This is a genomic window from Lujinxingia vulgaris, from assembly GCF_007997015.1.
Classification (GTDB): domain Bacteria; phylum Myxococcota_A; class Bradymonadia; order Bradymonadales; family Bradymonadaceae; genus Lujinxingia; species Lujinxingia vulgaris.
In genome coordinates, this window is record NZ_VOSM01000003.1 from 324,595 (window position 1) to 343,614 (window position 19,020).

Consider the following 19,020-nt stretch of genomic DNA (forward strand, 5'->3'; position numbering starts at 1 on the left):
CTGTGGTTGCGCGCGCGGGGGCAATTTGCTAATCCCTGCGATCCGTTTATCTGTACCCAGAATGCGCCCTGATATCGCTCACCTACCCCTTGTGTGGGGGACGGCGAAGGGGGCGCTTAAGCCCGGAGACTCCGGGAGGTAAAAGACCGTGCTCTGTCATCAGTGTGGAAGTCCTGTCGAAGACGACGCGCAAAAATGCCCCAACTGCGGTGTGGGGCTGCGTCGTGCGCGCCGCAAAACCAAGACATCGGCCGAAGGGCTGCGTCGAATGACGATGGAGCTCAAGGCGCTTGACGTCCAGGGGCTCTATTTTCCGCCGGGAGAGGTCATCGCCGAGCGATTCAAGCTCGAAGAGCGCATCGGTGAGGGGAGTTTTGGCCAGGTCTACCGCGCCGAAGACACGCTGATTGAGACGGATGTCGCGATCAAGCTCTTCGCCACCGATGTGCTGCGCACGCCCATCGATGAGGAGCGCTTCTTGAAGGCGACGCGGGCTGCCCGGGCGCTGACCCAGCGCAATGTGGTGCGTCTGCATGATAGCGGCGTGCATAAGGGGCATCCCTGGGTATCGATGCAGCATCTGGAGGGGCTGAGCCTCGACAAGGTGCTGAAGATGCGCGGGGAGCGCGGGCAACGCTTTGAGCTCGATGAGCTTGAGCCCATCGTGCAGCAGATCACCCTGGCGCTGCAGCATATCGGCCGCGATTACCCGCATGGGAACCTCAAGCCGCAGAACATCATCCTGATGCCGGACCTGCTCAAGGTGACCGACACGTATGTGTTGGCCGCGCTTGCGCCGGAGGTTTTTGCGGGCCGGGCCGATGAGAGCCCCTTTGTGGCGCCGGAGTTGCGCAGCGCCTCGGTGGTGCCGGATGCCCGGGTGGATGTGTACAGCGTCGGAGCGCTGATCAAGGCGATGGTCTTTGGTCAGGAGCACACCCCGGGGAGTTACCAGGGGGAGTCGCCGCTTGAAGCTGTGGACGCGCTGGTGCGCCGCGCGATGGCCTTTGATCGCAGCGAGCGCTATGCCTCGGTGGAGGCGCTGAGCGAGGACTTCTCGACGATCGTCGATACGGGCCTTCGCCTGGCGAACGCCGGGGTGGTCAGCGAAGCGCCGGCCGCACCGCCGGCTCCGCCGGCCCCTCCTGTAGCTCCGCCCGGAGCGCCGGGGGCCGACCCGCTGGCTCAAGAAACAGCGATGGATATTGGCGAGCCCCTTGAGGATGACATCGCCACCGTTGAGGTGAAGCGCTCGAGCCAAAAGCCCGAGCTCATCGACATGCTGCCGACCAATGAGGTCGACCGCGACGCCCACCCCACCTCTGCAAAAGCTCCCGTCGCGCCCGCTCCGCCTGTCGCTCCCCCGGCCGAGCCCGAAGCTCCCCTGGCCGATGACGCGCCGGAGTTGGAAGAGCGCCCTCCGGTGGTTCCCACCCAGGTGGCCGCCGCGCCGAAGGCCAAAACGACGCCGGCAAAGCGCGAGTCAAAATCGCCGGCCGGCTTGATCGCGGCCGTCGTTTTGGTGGTCGTGCTCATCGCCGTTTTTGCGCTGAATCGCGGTGGCGAAGACGACGCGGCGGAGGCACCCGAGCCCGTGGCCCAGGCCAACGAAGTTAGCGAGGAGCCTCAAGAAGAGGTCGCGAGCTCGCCAGAGGCCGACGCCGGCGCCGATGTGGATGAAGCCGCACTCCAGGCTGAGCGCGAAGCCTTTGGCGCGCTTCTCGCGCAGGCCGAACCTCAGACCGAGAAGGCGGTGAGCGATGCCACCCAGGCCGCGCAGACCCGCGCCGAAGAGCTTGCAGAAGAAGCCAGGGCGGCTGAAGCGGCGGCCACAGAAGCCGCCCCGGCGGCGGTTGCTCAGGCCGACTCATCGGCATCTTCCGCGAGCGCCGGCAACGGAAGCTCGGCCAGCCAGCCCGCGCAGACCGGTGGGGCGACTCGCCCCACCCAGCAGGCTCCTCGGCCTGCGGCCAACGCCACAGACTGCCCCCCCGGCATGCTTCTTGTGCGCGCCAACGCCGGCAACTTCTGCGTCGACGCCTACGAATACCCGGGACGCGGTCGCACGCCGAAAAATCGCGTGACCTGGTTTGAGGCGCGCCGCCTCTGCGCCCAGGACAACAAACGCCTCTGCACCATGAGTGAGTGGCGCTCCGCCTGCGGCGGAGCGGCCTTCCCCTACGGCAACTCCTACGACGCCGACCGCTGCAACACCGCCGACGAAGATGGCTTTGAGCGCAGCCTGGCCGCTGCCGGAAGTTTCGCGCAATGCCGCAGCCGCTCGGGCGCCTTCGATATGACGGGCAACGTCTTTGAGTGGGTCGAAGAGCAGCGCGTCGCCGGCGGCGGCTACGACAGCGAGTCGGACGTCGCCTCCTGCCGCTACTCCTCGCCAAAAGCGCCCGGGTCTGGCGAGGCGAATATCGGGTTCCGCTGCTGCGCGAGCCCTGAATAAGCCCCGAGAGAAGGTGGAGTCATGGTAGAGAGCGCGCCCCGACCGGGGTGCGCTCTTTACGTTTGAGCATCGGCCTTTGCCTGTCACACCGTGCGCGCGGAGTGCTGGAGAAGGTGTCGCCTGCAACGCGCGCCTCGTGGTATGAGCGAGCATCATTCGAAGTCACAATGAGGTCTGTGTCCCATGATGTCTGAAGTGTTGGTCGACGCGCAGGTCGCCGAAGCGATACGCCGTCTCGAGATCCCCTTTAATCGCTACGGGCTCGACCCCTACGGCATCTCTCGCGATCATCTGGAGATCTTTTTCTCGATGCTCGCGCCTTTCTACCGCACCTACTTTCGGGTGCGCTGCTTCGGCCAGGAGCACGTGCCGGCGACGGGGCGAGTGATGGTCGTGGGCAACCACTCCGGCGGACTTCCTGTGGACGGAGCGATGGTGCTCGCGTCGCTCTTGCTCGGCCTGGAGTCGCCCAGGCTGGGGCAGGGGATGGTCGAGAAGTTCGCCAACCGCTGGCCCTTCGTCTCGCACTGGTTCAGTCGGGTGGGGCAGTTTACAGGCCTGCCGGAGCACGCCGAGCGCCTGCTCGAAGATGAGCGCTGCCTGATGGTCTTCCCGGAAGGTGCGCGCGGCACGGGCAAACTCTACCGCGACCGCTACAAGCTGGTGCGTTTTGGCAGCGGCTTTGTGCGCCTGGCGATGAAGACGAAGACGCCGATTGTGCCCTTTGCGTTCATCGGCGGAGAGGAAGCCATCCCTACAGTGAGACATCTCAAAGGGCTGGCGAAGGTCATTGGCGCGCCTTACATCCCGCTGACGCGCTACGGTCTGCCGCTGCCTTTACCGGTGGCCTGCCAGATCTTCTATGGCGAGCCGTTGGTCTTTGAGGGCACCGGCACCGAGACCGATGATGTGATCCTGGGCCATGTGAACCGGGTGCAGGACGCGATCGCCGAGCTCATTGAACAGGGCCGGGACTGGCGCCGCGGGGCGGTCGAGCGCGGTGAGCTGGAAGGAGGTGTGCGATGAAGGTGCTGATCACCGGGATCGCCAGCGCGCTGGGCCGACTTCTGACCGCTGAGCTACTTGCAGATGGCCATCAGGTTGTGGGCATCGATCGTCGCTTCTGGACGGATGCCCCGGCGGGGGTGAAGATCTTTCATGTCGATGTGCGCAAGCGTCCCGCTGAGGAGGTCTTTCGCACGGAGCGTCCCGACGCGGTCATTCATATGGCCACGGTCACCCACTTCTCGGCCAGCCCCCAGGAGCGCTACCGCATCAACCTGGGGGGCACGCGCGTGGTGTTTGAGCATTGCGACACCTACGGCGTAAAGAAGGCCATCTTCGTGGGGCGTCACACTTTTTACGGGGCGGATGCGGAGTCGCCGCTCTACCACACCGAGGAGGAGCCGCCGATGGCGGTGAGCACCTTCCCGGAGCTTGCGGATCTTGTGGCGGCGGATCTTTTTGCGGGGTCGGCGCTCTGGCGTTTTCCGCAGATCGACACCGTGGTGTTGCGGATCTGCTACGCGCTGGGGGATGCCGGCCAGGGCACTCTGGCGTCGTATTTGCGCGGGCCGCGGGTGCCCACGGTGCTGGGTTTTGACCCCCTGTATCAGTTCATTCACGACCGCGACATGGCCCGGGCGATTGCCCTGGCGCTCAACTCCGAGTTGCGGGGGATCTTTAATGTGGCCGGCCCGCCGCCGGTGCCGCTCTCGTTGTTGATCAAGGCGACGGGGCGAAAGCAGCTGGCGTTGCCCGAGCCGCTTTTTCGCAGCGCGCTGGGGCGTTTCGGACTTCCGAAGTTGCCACCGGGCTCACTTAACCACGTCAAATACCCCATCGTCATCGACGGGGCGCGCTTTGCCGAGGCCACCGGCTTTGAGCCCCATTACGATGAGGTTCAGACGATGGATTCGTTTGTGTGGGCGCGTTTCTAAATCGTGACGTGAAGGGGTAGCGGCGCGTCTCAATCGTCGCCAGACCTGGGGATGAAGTGCGCCTCGATGAAGTCGGCGTCGTTGCGGCGGCGCCGGATCGTCGCCAGCGCATCGTGGGCGGCCCGGGAGATGTGCAAGTCGTCGTCTTCGCTGAGCGCCAGAAGGCGCTGGTAGGCGGTCTCGCTGGCGCTGCGAAAGAGCAGGGGGATGGTGTGTTGAACGGGGTCGAGCAGCTCGTTTGCGCCGGCGGCGTCGAGGGCGGTGAGGCCCGCGGGCGCGACGCGAATGAGGATCTCGGCCGCGCGGGATGCGGACTTCGCGTCCTCGCCGGAGGCCAGGGTGATAAGCCCGGTGAGCTGGTCTTCGGGCCAGGCGTCGAGCGCCCGGGCGCTTAAGCGGTCGAGGAGCTCCAGGGAGGCCACCTCAAGCGGTCTATGCTGGCCTGGGAGGTTGAGGGTGACGATGGCGAGCGCTCGGAGCTCGGTGTGGGTGTCTGGCGCGCTGTTGTCGGGGAGGCGGCGCGCCGCGGCCCTCAGCGTCCAGGCCAGGGCCATGGCAGCCTCGTCGGCGTGGGTATGTTGAAGGCGTTGCACGCCCACGTCCGCCGCGCGGGTGATGCGCGCAAGCGACGCCGTATCGAAGTGGCCCGGAAGGTGAGAGAGAGCGCGCGCGGCGACCTCATTGATGCCGGGGTCTTGCTCCAGGAGCATGCCGAGCAGTGCGCGCTCAACCTGCGCGTCGTCGGGGGCCACTGCGGCAGCGAGGGCGGCGCCGCCCCGGCGGACCAGCGCCTCGGGGTGGGTCAGGGCGCGGCGCACGGCTTCCAGCTCAACGGAGCGTGACGGCGGAGAGGCGCAGGCCGCCACCGCTTGCAGGGCCAGGGTGAAGCGCTCGCTTTCGCGGGATTGAAGGTGCCGCTGCAGGATGTCGCGATGTCCATCCTCCGACGACGCAATGAGAATCTGAAGCGCCTGGTCCACCGGCCCTTCATCACGCGTGAGGATTGCCCGGGCGACCTCGACCTGGTCGGGGCGCCGGCGCCACTCCCGCACCAGAACGCGACGTCGTGGGCCTGCCGATGCGATGAGGTTTTCCGCAAACGCCGCGCTGGATTGCCCCTGATCGCCATGAAGAGGCAGGTCGCTGAGCGCATCCAGGGTGGCGCGAAGCTCGGAGGCGTTGGTCTCCTCAAGAGATTCGCGAAGGTTCTCCAGCTGCAGCGCGGAACGGCCGTTTCCGACTCGCCGCAAGATGCGCAGGGCACCTTTTACAACTTCCGGGTCACGGTCTTCGAGAAGATCCTCGGCGAAAGCGCGGGCGCGACCGCGCAGCGCGCTGTCCTCCTCGGCGTGGTCCTCGACCAGCCGGACGAGCATCGACATCGCCAGGGTGCGCCCGCTCTGCTCCTCGATGACCGTGGCCATATCAAAGACGTAACGCATCAGCGGGAGGGCAGCTCCGGTGTCGATTCGCGAGCTGAGCCAGCGCAAGAGCGCGCGATGCACCCGGGGGCTTATTAGCCCCAGCGAGGAGAGCGCCACCTCCCGGGCTTCTTGCCCCCCGGCGCTGAGCGTCGCCAGAATCTCATCCTGATGGATGGCATCGGGGTGATCGAGGCGTGCGATGGTTCGGGCGATATCCGCGCGACGGTCGGGCATGGTTGGGACTCCCGGGGGGACTAAAAAAAGCTGATGATAAGGTCAAAAACACCAGTGTTTATGCGGCGAAAGCGAGCTTTCAACTTTCTTGACACGATCCGGGCCCATGTTAGCATCGCCCCTGTCTGCATGTCAGCACATGCACCCATCAGACGCCGAATTCTTGCGACGATGGCCCCGAGAGACGGGGCGTCAGGAGGCTTTTTTGTCGAAGCACACTCCCCGAAATCGAGCGCGTCTTAAACGGCGCGGCGCCCGCGCGGTGGCGGCCTACCTCTTTGGTCCGACCCTGCTCCTGGGAGCCTGCGCGCAGCAGCAGCCCGTGGAAGATATGCTCACCCACGCCGACCTCACCGAGGTTCAGGAGCGGGTTGAAGATGTGGAGCGTACCAACGGGCGACTCACTGTGCGCATCGAAGAGATGGAGCGTCAGCTGATCTTGATGCAGGATCGGGTTGAGGCCAATCGCATCGTGTTGCAGCGGCGCGGGTATCTGCGCAACAGCCACGAGGCTTTCGCCCGCGCCGAGCCCTCTCGGCCCGGACCTGCGCCGGAGTCGCACTACTCGCAACGCGCGCCTCAAGAGGGCTATTACGACGGCTACAGCGCTCGCCCCCAACCTCCGGTGGAGCGTCGGCCGGTGACCCACATTCCGCTCTCCGATCAGCAGTCCGGTCGCCAGCAGGCGCCGGTGGAGCAGCATATTGAGATTGTGGTCGAAGAGCCCGCCGCAGGCGATGAAGAGGCCGTGGTCTTCACCGATGAAGATCTGGCGGCTTATTTTGGTGAAGAGCAGCGCGCACAGCCGGCTCCGAAGGCGAACTTCGGTGGAGGGCGACGCGCACAGGCGCCGGTGACCGATGAACGGCTGGCGACCCGCGAGGAGGTCGAGCGTTCCGAGCCTTCCACCCCGGCTCCAGCCCCGCAGACCCAGCGCGAGCTGCTCGACCTCTACCAGGAGGCGCTCACCAGCTACCGCGCGGGCTCCTACAGCGAGGCGCTCCAGGGCTTTGAGACCTTTTTGAGCGGCGAGCCCCGCGAAGATTATATCGATAACGCACTCTACTGGATCGGGGAGTGCCACTATGGTCTGGGCAACTTCAGCCAGGCGGTCACGCAGTTTGAGCGCATCCTCAACGAGCTTCCCGGTGCGGCGAAGGTGCCCGACGCGATGCTCAAGATGTCGCTGGCCTACGACCGGCTCGGAGAGCCGGGCAGGGCGGTGGAGCTTTTGCGCAAACTCAGCGAAGAGTACCCCACAACAAACGCCGGAAAGCTCGGCATCAAACGCCTCGACGAGCACCCGCATCGGGATGCATCCTAAAGGGTCTCGTGGCAGACTGAACGAAGACGCGATGATTGAATGCCCTCAAAGGCGGGCATGACACACATCTGGAGCAGATATGTCGAAGAAGAAGGTCGGACCCAACCCTGGCCGTGGCGCCAGGCGGGCGATGAGTGGCGGGATTCTGGCTGCGGCCACCATGGCGATCTTTGGTGCGCCGGCGATGCCACAGGCCCAGGCCCAGTCGCCCAGTGTCTACGCCAGCGATCTGCCCGATTACCATGTGATTCGCGACGGCGACACCATCTGGGATCTCTCCGGGAGCTACTACGGCGACCCCTACCAGTGGCCGCGGATGTGGAGCTATAACGCGCACATCACCAACCCGCACTGGGTCTATCCCGGAGATATCGTCTATCTGCAGGAGGCCCCCCCGGCGCAGGCCGCCGAGGCCGATGCTTCTCCGGCTGCCGCGCAGAGCAGCGAGCAGCCCGTCGCCAGCGGCATGTATTTGCCCACCGGCGGCATGATCACTGCCGAAGAGTTGGCCTACACCGGCCGCATCATCGGCTCGCCGAAAGAAGCGACGATGCTCGGTGAGCATGATCCGGTCTGGGTGGGCTTTGGCGAAGACGCCTACACCGAGCGGGAGCGCGAAGAAACCAAAGAAGAAGATCGCACGGCGATGGAGGAGCAGGAGGTCGCCGTCGGTGACCGCTTCGCGGTGGTGCGACTTCAGGAAGAGATCACCGATGAGGAGGGCAACGCACTCGGCCAGAAGTACATTGTGCTCGGTAGCGTGGTGATCACCGAGGTCTCGGAGAATCACGCCGAGACGGCGATGATCGACCAGTCCTGGCGAGAGATGGAGCGCGGTGATGTGCTCGTGCCTTATGAGCGTCAGCTCAAGGCGGTGCAGCCGCGCCAGGCCGAAGACGACCTCATCGCGCATATCGTCGATACGCTCCAGCCGGGCTTTGCCTTTGGTACCGACCAGTATGTGTTTGTGGACCGGGGCGCCGAGGACAATGTGCGCGTGGGCAACCGCTTCTTCATCTACCAGCGTTTCGAAGGGCTGGGACGTCCGGGAACCGCGCCCGACGATGAGATTCCCTGGCAGCGCGTGGGTCAGGTGCTGGTGGTCGATGTGCGCGAGAACTACTCGACGGCCATCATCACCAAGGCGAGCCGCGAGATCGTGGTGGGTGACCGCCTGGAGATGTACGCCGGCTACTGAGGTTGGTCTTTAAGAACCGGGCGCAAACAGGCGCCCGACACGGCGGCGTTCCCGGAGCGAACGCAAAAACAAGACGCCCGGGCCACGGTATGTGGTCCGGGCGTTTTGTCGTTTATGCCTGAGGAGCTCACCGCAACATCTTCGTGAGATGAAGGGCGGATTGAAGACATTGGGGAAGAACTATTGTGAAAACGCGAGCAGCCCGAGAGGTGGCGATCCTATATCGACGTGGTCGGGATTGTGTGGGCTCAACTGGCGCTCCATATTTATGAGTTAACATAATATACACTATCGGACGTTAAGGGTTTGGGAAAAGAGAGGGGCGCAGCCCGGAACCATTGGATACCTTTGATGTGTTCCAGGCTGCGCCCCGCTCAGGTCTTTATCGACCTCAATGTCCAACGCGTGTTTCAGGACGGCTTAAGCTTGTCCATAAGTTGTGCGAAGAAGCCCTTTTTCTTGTTCTTGCGCATCTCCATCAGCCGCAGGTGGCGTTTGGCCTCCACGTTGCGGGGGTTGTGCTGCATGGCCTGATGAAAGAGCCCCTCGGCCTCCCGGGTGCGCCCGAGCCCTTCGGAGACAACGCCCATAAAGGTCAGAAGCCAGTCGCGGTCGGGGAGCTCCATGCTCAGCGCGTCGAGCTCTTTGAAGATCTCCTGAGCGCGGCTGCGGTTGAGTGGCGTGCCCTCGGCGTTCTTCTGGATGAGCAGGTATTCGGTGTAGAGAAAGTGCGCCTTGTACTCGAGGTCGTCGACGTTGTTTTCGCTGGCGATCTTGAACTGCTCGTGGGCGCCGGCGTGAGCGCCGGTCTCGAGCATCTTCTGGCCTTTGCGAAAAGCGTTCTCGGCGGTGAGGATCGAGCTGATGTCGGTGTTGGCGCCGGAGAGCTGAAGATCGTACTCGGCGCGCTTGTCCGGGTCGGTGAGCACCTGGTGGGCGGTGTTGATCGTGGCGAAGATCTCCTGGACGAGCTTCTTGTCGTCACCAAGCTCGTGGGCGCTGAAGCGGTCGACGTGCCACTTCTTGGCGAGCTGGCGAAACTCTTTGGTGGCCTGCTGCTTGATGATCGCGTCATCGAGCCCACTCTGAAGTCCCAGAAGATCGTAATAGCTGGTCTCGGCGAGGCTCTGGTGCATCTGCCGAATCTCGCGACGTACGGCTTCGGTATCCTGACTCATAGTGGGGGCTCCTCAAGGGACAAAGTCCGCCAAAAATGGCGGTCTGACGGCGAAATCAAGCGCCCGAAGTCTACTCAATCGCGGGCATAGTGACAACGCGGATGCGGCTCGCGACGTACGCCAACGCAAAAGCCCCCGCAGCGCGAACGCTGCGGGGGCTTCTGAGAGTGGCTACGCAGGGACTTGAACCCCGGACCTAGCGGATATGAGCCGCTCGCTCTAACCAGCTGAGCTACGTAGCCTTGATGTTGTCTGCGATGTTTTCACCGCCGACGTGGCGCAGAGAAATAGGGCCTTTGAGGGGGAACGTCAAGACTGTTTTTGCAGTCTCGGTGCAATTTTTCGCCCTGCCCCCATAAATTCCGCCGAGGAAATTGACACTGAGCCGATCCCGGGTACAACGGAAGTCCCCGTTTGGGCACAGAAAATTACAAATTCACTTCATTCACACTCTATCGGCGACGCTTTATGAAAAAGCCAATCTCAGGACGAGATCGCGTCTGGACCACGATGGTCACCACCGCCGCGCTAACTTTCGGGGTCGTAGGAGCGACCGTGATGACTGCTGGGGCCAGCCCCCCGGTGCAGGAAGTTGAGCGCGCGCAGCAGGTGGCCGAGCGTGCCGCGGCGGCCGACGGCGCGGTACGCACGTTGCGTCTGAGCGCGGCGCGTGAAGAAGCGCGCCAGCAGGCTCGCCAGCGCGCGGAGCGCCTGGTGGGTGTGGCCAGCGCCTTTGAACCGGTGACCTTCCCGGCGCTTCCGGATAACTGGGTTGCTGCGGGCCTCGACATCTCCAAAGCGGAAGTTGTGGGCGATAAGCTGGTGCAGACGCTTCCCAGCGGTGCGCGCGTGGTGCTGACGCTCGATCCGGAGCTTCAGTCCTATCTGGACCAGATGCTTCAGGCGAACCTCGTGCCTCATGGTGGCGTGGTGCTCATGGAGCCGCATACCGGCCGGGTGCTTGCGATGGCCGAGAACTCGCGTCGCGGTGAGGAGTACGACAACTTCACCCGCCAGGCTCAGGCGCCATCGGCATCGGTCTTTAAGATCGTGACTGCCGCGGCGCTCATCGAGGGCGAAGGCGTCGATCCTCATCAGGAGGTCTGCTACCACGGGGGCACCCGCGGTTTGACCGTACGCAACATCGAGGGGAGCCCGCGGCTGGATAACCGCTGCAACGATCTCGAAGGTGCCCTGGCGTGGTCGATCAATTCTCTGATCGCCAAGCAGGCGTATAAGAACATCTCGGCCGACGAGCTGTTGGCCTGGGCGGAGCGCTTTGGCTACAACCAGGAGATCCCCTTCGAGCTGCCGGTGCAGATCAGCGAGGCCTACCGGGTGGACGATCCGCACGAGCGTGCTCGGGCGGCGGCCGGTTTCTGGCACTCGCATTTGAGCCCGATTCACGGCGCGATGATCGGGGGGGCTATGGCCAACGATGGCGTGATGATGCGCCCCACCCTCATCGATCGCTATGAGGCGCCCGACGGCACGACGCTCTATGAGTTTGAGCCGCAGGTCTTCCGCGAGGTGATGACTCCGGAGACCGCGCGTAAGTTGAGCCAGATGATGGTGACCACGGCCGAGCGTGGTACGGCGCGCCGCTACTTCGGTCATAACCGACTCTTCCCCAATTCGGTGGAAGTCAGCGGCAAGACGGGCACCCTCTCCAACCAGGATCCCTTCCTGCGCTTTACCTGGTTTGTGGGCTTTGCTCGCCATAAAGAGTGGGACGACGACCGCGGCGTGGCCGTGGCCGGCCTGATGGCCAACGACCCGGCCTGGCATCTGGTGGGCCCGCAGGGCGCCAGCGAAGGTCTGCGACGCTACTACCAGCTGGCCCGGGAACGTCGCCAGAACGTCGATGAGGCCGTCGCCTCGCGCTGAACCGCGTTGAGACGTTTTCAGAACAAAGAAAAGGCCGGCTCCTTCGGGAGTCGGCCTTTTTTGCGTGATGCGAGCACGATGCGGGGCGTGTGCGTCTCTCAGGTCTCGCGAACGGCCGACTCCTCCTCGGCGTAGCGTTGTTCGATCGCCTCGACGGCTGCGCCCAGCTCTTCCCAGGCCATGAGCACCTCGGTGAGTTCTTCTTCCACGGCGTGGAAGCGCTGGTTGATGCGTGCGACCTCGTCGCCGGCCTCATACGTGGCGGGATCGGCAAGTTTTGCCTGCAACTCGCTATGCTCGGACTCCAGCGTCTCGATCTTCTCTTCGAGCTTTTTGAGTTTTGCACGCAGCGTGCGGGTCTCGGCGTCGCGGCGTTTGCGGATCTCGGCCAGCGCGCGGCGCTGATCTTTGCGGGAGACGAGCGGTCCATCCTGCGCCGGTGCGGCTGCCCCCGCGCTGCTCACTCCCCCCTGCCCCGGCTCACCCCCTTCCAACTCCTGCGTTCGCCGCCATCGAAACTCCTCGTAGGTGCCCGGGTAGACGTTGAGTTTTCCGGCTTCGACGAGCACGACTTTGTTGACGACCTCATTGAGAAAATAGCGGTCGTGGCTGATGACGCAGAAGGCGCCCTCGAAGTTCTTGAGCGCGTGCTCCAGCACCTGGCGCGAGGAGATGTCGAGGTGGTTGGTGGGCTCATCGAGGAGCAGCACGCCGGCGGGCTCAAGCAGCATCTTCGCCAGCGCCAGTCGGCCCTTCTCCCCGCCGGAGAGCACGGAGATGGGTTTGTGAACATCGTCGCCGCTGAAGAGGAAGGCGCCGAGGATGGAGCGCACGCGGCTGTGGGACTCCATCGTGGCGCTGGCTTCCATCTCTTGAAGGACGGTGCGGCGAAGATCGAGCTGGTCGACCGAGTGCTGCGCAAAGTAGCGCAGCTGCACTTTATGCCCCTCAATTACCTCGCCATCATCGGGGGGAAGGCGTCCGGCGAGCATCTTGAGCAGCGTGGTTTTGCCGGCACCGTTGGGGCCGACGAGCGCGACGTGGTCGCCGCGTTCGAGCACGAAGTCGACGCCTTCGTAGATGATGTTATCACCAAAGCGCTTGGAGACCTGGCGGGCCTCCAGTGCGACTTTGCCGATGCGCGGCGGCGCGGGAAACTCAAAGCCGATGGTGGCCTGATAGTCGGGCGGGACGACGATGCGTTCGATCTTCTCGAGCTGTTTGATGCGGCTCTGCGCCTGGCGGGCTTTTGTGGCTTTGTAGCGAAAGCGCTCGATGAAGTCTTCGATCTGCGCGATCTCTCGGGCTTGTTCGGCGGCCTGGGCCACCAGGCGCTCGCGGCGCTCGCGGCGCTCCTTGATGAAGTAGTCGTAGTTGCCGTTGTAGAGGTGCACCTGCCCGCCGCTGAGTTCGGCGATGGTGTCGACCAGGCGGTTCAGGAAGTAGCGGTCGTGGCTGATGACAATGATCGTGCCCTCGTAGCCGCTCAAAAACTTCTCCAGCCACTCGATGCTCTCCAGGTCCAGGTGGTTGGTGGGCTCATCGAGGAGGAGGACTTCGGGGCGAAAGAGAAGCAGTCGCGAGAGGAGCGCGCGCATCTGCCAGCCCCCCGAGAAGGTCTGGATGGGGGCGTCCATTTCATCATTGGAGAAACCCATACCTGCGGCGATCTCGCGAGCGCGGCTGCGAAACTCGTAGCCGCCGCGAACCCGAAACTGCTCCTGAAGATCGGCGTAGGCGGCGCTGGCCTGCTCGGAGCTCTCACCGCGCGCGAGCGCCTCTTCGGCCTGCTGAAGATCGCGCTCCATGTCGAGCAGGTCCTGGCGTCCTCCGAGCACAAGATCGAGCACGCTGCCCTGCTCTTCGACGGCGAGCTCCTGAGGCAGGTAGCCCACGCGAACACCGCGCGGTTGAATGACCTCGCCACTGTCGGCCTCTTCCTGACCGACGATCACGCGGAAGAGGGTCGTCTTTCCGGCGCCGTTCGGTCCGACAAGGCCGATCTTCTGGCCGGGTGAGAGCTGCCAGTTGAGGCTCCGAAAGAGCTCGTCGCTGCCGTAGGCTTTGCTGATGTTATCGAGACGAATCATAGAGGCTTCTCCGCGAGGATGTTGCCGCGAGGTATACCGATGACGCGCGTCGGGGGCAACGTCGCAGGCGGCGGGCGCCGTCGGCAAATTGACACGGATTTTGGCGCGCTGGTATCGTCGTGACCACCTCCAGGATGATCACCTCCGGGCTCGGGGGGCCGCACCGTGCGCTCCGATCCGGGTAATCTACGCCCAGGAACAACGATGAAACGATGGTTCTCTGGCATCTTCGCCATGATGATGTGCAGCGCCCTGCCCCAGGCCTATGCGCAGGACGCGCCGGACGCACCCGCTGAGGTTGTGGTGCTGCGTTTTGCCAACTCCGAGGTCGACCAGGCGGTGATGGACCGCTTCTACACCGAGCTCCACGACGCGCTGGAGGCAACCGAGGAGATGACGCTCGCCCCCGGCGGTGAGGTCACCATCGATGACCTTGTGATGATGGGCGGGTGCAGCACTCCGGATGCGGCGTGTCTGGCGGGACTGCAGGATTTTGTGGCGGGTGAGCGGCTGGTCTACGGCTCGATTCAGCGCAGCGAAGACGTGCACATGTTCTCGATGTACCTCTTCGACTTTAAGACGGGGGAGTTTCTCCAGCGCATCGAGGAGAAAACCTTGAGAGGCGACGATGCCTGGGTGGCCCGGGGGTTGCCGGCGGTGGTCGAACATTTTGTCTGGGGCGAAAGCGCCGAGGTGCAGGTTGAGGTCGGCGGCGGCGCGGACGTGGAGGTGCGGCTCGATGGCGAGGCGGTCGGCCAGGGCTCGCAGACGCTTAAGGACGTGGCGCCGGGTGAGGCGGTCATCAGCGCGAGAAGCGAAGATGGCGAGCAGCTCATTGAGCGTGTGATTCTTCGTCGGGGTGAGAACCCGGCGGTTTACTTCACGTTTGAGAACGCGATCGATGAGGCGCCGGCGGTGGCGTCCAGCGGTTCGTTGTTGCCCGGCGTGGGCCTGGCGGCGCTGGGCGTGGCCGGGGTGGTCGTGGGCGTTGTGGGGCAGTCGCAGCTGGGAGGGCTTGAGGCCGATGCTGAGGCGCTCGTTGCCGGCCGAAGTGCCATCTCCCCGGGGCAGGTCTCCCGGGCCGAAGAGTTGCAGTCGCAGATGGACCGGGCGCATACGATGCGGGTCATCGGCTTCTCGGCCGGCGGGCTGGCGTTGGCCGCCGGGGGTTACCTGATCGTGCGCGCGCTGGGTGCTGCCGACGATGAGCGTGACGGGCTGAGCTGGGACGTCGGCGTCAATGCCGACTCCGTCGGCGCCAGCGTGCGCCTGGACTTCTAAGGGCAAAATACCCGCGCACGCATGGTGCGTTAGCAGCGGGCAACGGCTTGCAGCGACTATAAAAACGCCCGCCTCGCATATGCGCGAGGCGGGCGTTTTTTGTTTTGCTGTCTCAGACTGGCGCGTTGCTCAGTCGATGCGTGCGAGACCGTACGCTGCGATGGCGCGCATCAGCGGGTTGTCGCGGCCGAGATAGCCCCGGAAGGAGGCTTCGAGGTCGGCCTGCCCTTCACGCGCGAGCGCCCAGGCGGCCACAATCGCGGCGGGCTCTTCGCCGAAGAGGCGCACGACGCTCTCCAGCGTGGCGGCGATCTTTGCGTCACCTGAGCTTGCCAGCTGGTAGACGAGCTCGGCGCGAACTTCCGGGTTGAGGCCGGCCGAGGTGGCGAGCTCTTTGGCCAGCGGCAGCAACGTCTCGCGGTAGCGCTCAAGCTGGGCGATCGCGGCCTGGCGCACGCGCGAGGAGCTGTGGTTGAGCATCGCCGTGTAGAGGCTCTTGCGCACCTCAGAGCTGAGCTCCTGAGGGTTGAGCGCGTCGGTGAATTGCTGCGGCGGGTTACGAAGCGCGGTGCTCATGTGGCGCTGCGCAGACTCCGGCGCGAGCTTGAGCAGCCCCACAAAGGCGTCCCACTGCACATCGAGGTTGCGGTCGCGCAGGAGCATCTCCAGAGCCTGCGCGGCCTCCGGCACACCGGTGTTGATCAGCGATGCGACGAGCTGGCGCTTGACCTCCGGATCCTGGTCGGTGGTCAGAAAGCGCATCACCTGAACCGAGCCGCGATCTTTGATGTTGCCCAGCGCCTCGACGGCAGCGAGGCGAATCTCTTTGTCGCGCTCATTGGTGACCGCGCGGCGAAGGCCGGTGAGGGCTTCGGGGTTGGCGATCTGGCCGAGGCCGCGCGCGCTGTGCAGGCGGATCTCGCGCTGACCTTCAAAAAGTCCGCGGCCCAGATGCTCGAGGGCCTCGGCGCGGCGCGTCAGCCCCAGGGCCTGCACGCCGACAAGACGCTTGTCGAACTGGTCGCTGCGGAACATCGCGACGAGCTCCTGGTACACGGCGTCATCGCCCGTGATGGCGGCGAGCTGGTAGAGAAGTTCGCGATCGCGCTGATCTTCGGTGGCTTCAATCAGCGGACGAATCTCATCGAGGCGCACGCGGGCGCGATGCTCCACGAGGAAGCCGAGAATCTCGGCGCGATCGGCGGGCTCAAGCGTCGCGGCGTGCTTGAAGAGCGGCGCGGCGCCCTTGTCTTCGCCAAGGCGCACAAGCTGGCGAGCGGCCTCGCGTTTGACCGCCTCGTCGCGATTATCCAGGGCCTTCTCCAACACCTCAACGAGCTCCACACGGGAGTCGGGCTTGTCGAGGAAGGCGGCGGTGATGGTGGTGGCATCCTTGCGAACGCCGGCGTCGCGGCTGCGCAGCATCTGCTCGGCAAACGTCAACGCTTCGGGCCGCGCGCTGTAGACGGTGGCCACGCGGGCGTCTTCGCGACGCTCGGCGTTGGTGCTGGTGAGCGAGTCTTGCAGCATGCCGTAAAGGTCGCCGCTCTGCTGGGCCAGATAACGAAAGACATCGCGGCGGGTGGCGGCGTCAGCCTCATCGAGTGTGGCTGCCAGCAAGGTCTTCTGGACCGACGCCGGCAGCGCAAAGACGAGCTCGCGGAGGTGGGCGTAGGTCGTGGCGCTCTCTTTGAGGATGGACGCGCTGTAAGCGGTCGCGCTGCGATCGCCGGAGAGCATCAGCGCAAGGCCCACCGCCAACTTCTCCCGCTCGGCTTCAGCGCCCTTTTTGGCTTCCAGCTCACGGCGTCCGGCGCGGTCGGCGGTCTCACCCAGGGTGAGCAATGCGGCCATGCGCACCTGAGGATTAGCGTCCTCCTGGAGCTGCTGCGCGAGCTCGCGCGCTTCATCGCCGAGCTCGGCGGCGTAGCTCGCCGGCGCCGGTGCTACAATCGCGGTGGCCGTCATGGCGGTCAGAGCGTGTTTCCACTTCATCGCTGCGTCCTTTCCAAAAAGTGCGCTCAGACAAAAGCGCCGACCGGTGAAGGTCGGCGTCTTTCACTGGCACAGAGGGTGTCTTAGCCAAAGTATTCGGTCATGCGGGAGAGGATGCGCCCCTCTACTTTGCCCTTGAAGGGGCGAGTGATGAGGCTCAGATCGATGTCGATCATCACATCGGACTCGGTCACCTGGAACTGGCCGGTGAAACCTTTGCCTTTGATCTTGGCGTGCGACTTGTCGTCGTTCCAGCTGATGTTGTTGACCAGCGCGGGGAACTCACCCTCGATGTCGGCGACGATGCCGTGGACTTTGGCTTTGGCTTCTTCGGGGTTCATACCGTGGGGGCGCTTGATGGAGATATCCGACATAGGTCTGGCTCCTGGTCTGGCGAGTCGGCAAGGTGCCGGCTCGTCATGGGTTGGATGGCCGAAGTGGCCAGAAATTCAAACGTAAGGCGCGCAGACGGTAGCAACCGGGCTTTTCGTCGTCAATCCGGCGTGCCGCGTAAGACGTGGCTGAATAGGGGGCGGGCACGAAACCCTCACCTCCCAGGAAATACGCCCCGGCCTCACCAACGTCTGCGAGCAGATTCCCCGTAGCTGCCGGTCGAAATCAGGTAGCAACCCCGGGCGCGCAACAGGTTTATAGCCCTTTCGTCGAGGGCGATTCGTGGTAACGGCTGACCTCGATCAGATTTCCGTCAGGGTCGCGAAAGTAGACGGACGTGATCGGGCCTACGGCGCCGGTGCGCGCTACGGGCCCCTCTTCGATGGTGACGCCCTGCTCTTCAAGATGCGCCATGACCTGCGTTATCGGCCAGGTGGTGACCAGGCACAGATCAATGGCCCCCGGGGTGGGACGAAGGGCCTTGGGCTCGAACTCGCGCCCGGCCTGGTGCAGGTTGAGCTTCTGATTCCCGAAGACCAGTGCGCTGCGGCCCGCCCCGAAGCGCTCAAGACGCATACCCAGAACGCGCTGATAGAAGGCGAGGGTCGTGTCGATGTCGGCGACAGTGAGTACCAGATGGTCAAGTCCCTGGATCATGGGCAACTCCGATTCGGCAATAGGAACTATGTTGTGCAGGCAACGCTTCTGGTGGTGAGCGTCGGGCGCGGCCCAGGCGTGCAACGTCGTTTGTCGCACGCAGAAGAGGTGACGATGTAGATAACTTGCTACCCCTTTCAATGCGATGTTAGTTTGGGGCGATGACATGCCCACCGGCTCAATGAAGTGCCCCGTTCTCCGAGGTCAGGATGAAGACGCCCAGGATGCTGATGATCGCCGCCACGCTCGCCATTGCCGGAGTGTCGGTTGATGCGCAGGCGCAGACGATCAAGCGCTATGATGATGCCGGCGACGGCAGTCAGTCGCAGATTTACATCCCGGGGATGCCCGTGCCGCAGCCTGCACAGCCCGCCAGCGGTGGCGGTGAGGCGCAGGAAGAAGCTGGCGAGGAAGGCGAAGATGTCGGCTCCTACCAGATCTCGATGTACGGCACGCGCAGCCAGAACATGCGTCGGGCCGAGACGGCGCAGCTCGCCAACCGCCCTGTCGGTGAGCTTTATCGGGGGGTGATTCCGGGGACTCGCGATGAGCTTCCGCACCTCTCGGACGCGCGGCGCGAAGGCGCCCGGGCCGACCGCCCCAACCAGCTGACCTGGGTAGGTTTTCAGCCTGAAGAGACTCGCACGCGCGTCTTCTTCCAGAGCCCGCGGCCGATGCGCTACCGGGTCAACCAGGGCATGGGTGAGCAGCCCTCGCTGGTGTTGATCTTTGAAGATGCCGAGATCCCGACGCGTAACTTCAGCCGTTTTGTCGACGCAAGTTACTTCGGGCGGGCCGTCACCCGCATTGATGCCCGTGAGGTGGGGAGTGATGTGGAGGTGACCCTTCAACTTCGTGAGCAGGTCGAGCCTAAAGTGAGCACCGAGGGGGAGTATCTGTACGTGGACTTCCCCTACCAGCCTTCAGAGAGCGCGCAGGCGAGCGCAGACTAATCTTGAGGCCG

Annotated in this window: 14 protein-coding genes and 1 tRNA gene; 8 read left to right on the plus strand and 7 right to left on the minus strand. The window is 64.2% G+C overall.

What is annotated here, in order from left to right; all coding sequences use genetic code 11:
* Positions 1-148 precede the first annotated feature (148 nt).
* From FRC98_RS08370 to FRC98_RS08380, 3 genes are all read left to right on the plus strand, one after another.
* Positions 149-2,455, plus strand: a complete 2,307-nt coding sequence (locus FRC98_RS08370; protein WP_146980846.1) for a protein kinase domain-containing protein — start codon at positions 149-151, stop codon at positions 2,453-2,455.
* Between the two features lie 186 nt (positions 2,456-2,641).
* On the plus strand, positions 2,642-3,481 hold the full coding sequence (locus FRC98_RS08375) for a lysophospholipid acyltransferase family protein (protein ID WP_230467424.1): 840 nt from the start codon (positions 2,642-2,644) through the stop codon (positions 3,479-3,481).
* Positions 3,478-4,395, plus strand: coding sequence for an SDR family oxidoreductase (locus FRC98_RS08380; protein ID WP_146980848.1), 918 nt, complete (start codon positions 3,478-3,480; stop codon positions 4,393-4,395). Before FRC98_RS08375 ends, FRC98_RS08380 begins: the two co-directional genes overlap by 4 nt.
* Positions 4,396-4,424: 29 nt before the next feature.
* Here FRC98_RS08380 and FRC98_RS08385 read toward each other — a convergent pair whose 3' ends face one another.
* Positions 4,425-6,053 carry a hypothetical protein gene (locus FRC98_RS08385; protein ID WP_146980849.1) on the minus strand — a complete coding sequence of 543 codons (1,629 nt, stop codon included), beginning with the start codon at positions 6,051-6,053 and terminating at the stop codon, positions 4,425-4,427.
* 205 nt (positions 6,054-6,258) lie between these two features.
* Between FRC98_RS08385 and FRC98_RS08390 the strand changes: the two genes are divergently transcribed.
* Together FRC98_RS08390 and FRC98_RS08395 are read left to right on the plus strand one after the other, a co-directional pair.
* The gene (locus FRC98_RS08390; RefSeq protein WP_230467425.1) at positions 6,259-7,377 is read left to right on the plus strand and encodes a tetratricopeptide repeat protein; all 1,119 of its coding nucleotides are present in this window, start codon (positions 6,259-6,261) and stop codon (positions 7,375-7,377) included.
* Between the two features lie 79 nt (positions 7,378-7,456).
* Positions 7,457-8,575, plus strand: a complete 1,119-nt coding sequence (locus FRC98_RS08395) for a LysM peptidoglycan-binding domain-containing protein (protein ID WP_146980851.1) — start codon at positions 7,457-7,459, stop codon at positions 8,573-8,575.
* A gap of 410 nt (positions 8,576-8,985) precedes the next feature.
* Here the strand turns inward: FRC98_RS08395 and FRC98_RS08400 are convergent, their stop codons facing one another.
* Positions 8,986-9,753, minus strand: a complete 768-nt coding sequence (locus FRC98_RS08400) for a tetratricopeptide repeat protein (RefSeq protein WP_146980852.1) — start codon at positions 9,751-9,753, stop codon at positions 8,986-8,988.
* Between the two features lie 168 nt (positions 9,754-9,921).
* Positions 9,922-9,995 (minus strand) — tRNA-Met (locus FRC98_RS08405).
* Positions 9,996-10,311: 316 nt separating this feature from the next.
* Here FRC98_RS08405 and FRC98_RS08410 point away from each other — a divergent pair.
* A complete protein-coding gene (locus FRC98_RS08410) occupies positions 10,312-11,640 on the plus strand; it encodes a penicillin-binding transpeptidase domain-containing protein (protein ID WP_230467426.1) in 1,329 nt (442 codons plus the stop codon).
* A 98-nt stretch (positions 11,641-11,738) separates the two neighbouring features.
* Here the strand turns inward: FRC98_RS08410 and abc-f are convergent, their stop codons facing one another.
* Positions 11,739-13,730, minus strand: a complete 1,992-nt coding sequence (gene abc-f / locus FRC98_RS08415; protein ID WP_146980854.1) for a ribosomal protection-like ABC-F family protein — start codon at positions 13,728-13,730, stop codon at positions 11,739-11,741.
* Positions 13,731-13,934: 204 nt separating this feature from the next.
* Here abc-f and FRC98_RS08420 point away from each other — a divergent pair, with 204 nt between their 5' ends.
* The gene (locus tag FRC98_RS08420; RefSeq protein WP_146980855.1) at positions 13,935-15,011 is read left to right on the plus strand and encodes a hypothetical protein; all 1,077 of its coding nucleotides are present in this window, start codon (positions 13,935-13,937) and stop codon (positions 15,009-15,011) included.
* 129 nt (positions 15,012-15,140) lie between these two features.
* On the opposite strand, the gene FRC98_RS08425 is transcribed toward FRC98_RS08420, so the two are convergent.
* The 3 genes from FRC98_RS08425 to FRC98_RS08435 form a co-directional block, all read right to left on the minus strand.
* Complete coding sequence (locus FRC98_RS08425; RefSeq protein WP_146980856.1) at positions 15,141-17,006, minus strand: HEAT repeat domain-containing protein; 1,866 nt, start codon at positions 17,004-17,006, stop codon at positions 15,141-15,143.
* Positions 17,007-17,089: 83 nt separating this feature from the next.
* Positions 17,090-17,380 carry a polyhydroxyalkanoic acid system family protein gene (locus tag FRC98_RS08430; protein WP_146980857.1) on the minus strand — a complete coding sequence of 97 codons (291 nt, stop codon included), beginning with the start codon at positions 17,378-17,380 and terminating at the stop codon, positions 17,090-17,092.
* A gap of 274 nt (positions 17,381-17,654) precedes the next feature.
* Complete coding sequence (locus FRC98_RS08435; RefSeq protein WP_146980858.1) at positions 17,655-18,056, minus strand: VOC family protein; 402 nt, start codon at positions 18,054-18,056, stop codon at positions 17,655-17,657.
* Positions 18,057-18,265: 209 nt separating this feature from the next.
* On the opposite strand from FRC98_RS08435, the gene FRC98_RS08440 reads away from it, so the two are divergent.
* Positions 18,266-19,009, plus strand: coding sequence for an AMIN domain-containing protein (locus tag FRC98_RS08440; protein ID WP_146980859.1), 744 nt, complete (start codon positions 18,266-18,268; stop codon positions 19,007-19,009).
* Positions 19,010-19,020: the final 11 nt, after the last annotated feature.

Excerpts from the sequence above, each read along its gene's own strand:
- FRC98_RS08375 (WP_230467424.1), top strand. The coding sequence starts at position 2,642 with ATGTCTGAAGTGTTGGTCGACGCGCAGGTCGCCGAAGCGATACGCCGT.
- FRC98_RS08380 (WP_146980848.1), top strand. The coding sequence starts at position 3,478 with ATGAAGGTGCTGATCACCGGGATCGCCAGCGCGCTGGGCCGACTTCTG.
- FRC98_RS08385 (WP_146980849.1), bottom strand. The coding sequence starts at position 6,053 with ATGCCCGACCGTCGCGCGGATATCGCCCGAACCATCGCACGCCTCGAT.
- FRC98_RS08395 (WP_146980851.1), top strand. The coding sequence starts at position 7,457 with ATGTCGAAGAAGAAGGTCGGACCCAACCCTGGCCGTGGCGCCAGGCGG.
- FRC98_RS08400 (WP_146980852.1), bottom strand. The coding sequence starts at position 9,753 with ATGAGTCAGGATACCGAAGCCGTACGTCGCGAGATTCGGCAGATGCAC.
- FRC98_RS08410 (WP_230467426.1), top strand. The coding sequence starts at position 10,312 with ATGACTGCTGGGGCCAGCCCCCCGGTGCAGGAAGTTGAGCGCGCGCAG.
- abc-f (WP_146980854.1), bottom strand. The coding sequence starts at position 13,730 with ATGATTCGTCTCGATAACATCAGCAAAGCCTACGGCAGCGACGAGCTC.
- FRC98_RS08420 (WP_146980855.1), top strand. The coding sequence starts at position 13,935 with ATGAAACGATGGTTCTCTGGCATCTTCGCCATGATGATGTGCAGCGCC.
- FRC98_RS08425 (WP_146980856.1), bottom strand. The coding sequence starts at position 17,006 with ATGAAGTGGAAACACGCTCTGACCGCCATGACGGCCACCGCGATTGTA.
- FRC98_RS08430 (WP_146980857.1), bottom strand. The coding sequence starts at position 17,380 with ATGTCGGATATCTCCATCAAGCGCCCCCACGGTATGAACCCCGAAGAA.
- FRC98_RS08435 (WP_146980858.1), bottom strand. The coding sequence starts at position 18,056 with ATGATCCAGGGACTTGACCATCTGGTACTCACTGTCGCCGACATCGAC.
- FRC98_RS08440 (WP_146980859.1), top strand. The coding sequence starts at position 18,266 with ATGAAGACGCCCAGGATGCTGATGATCGCCGCCACGCTCGCCATTGCC.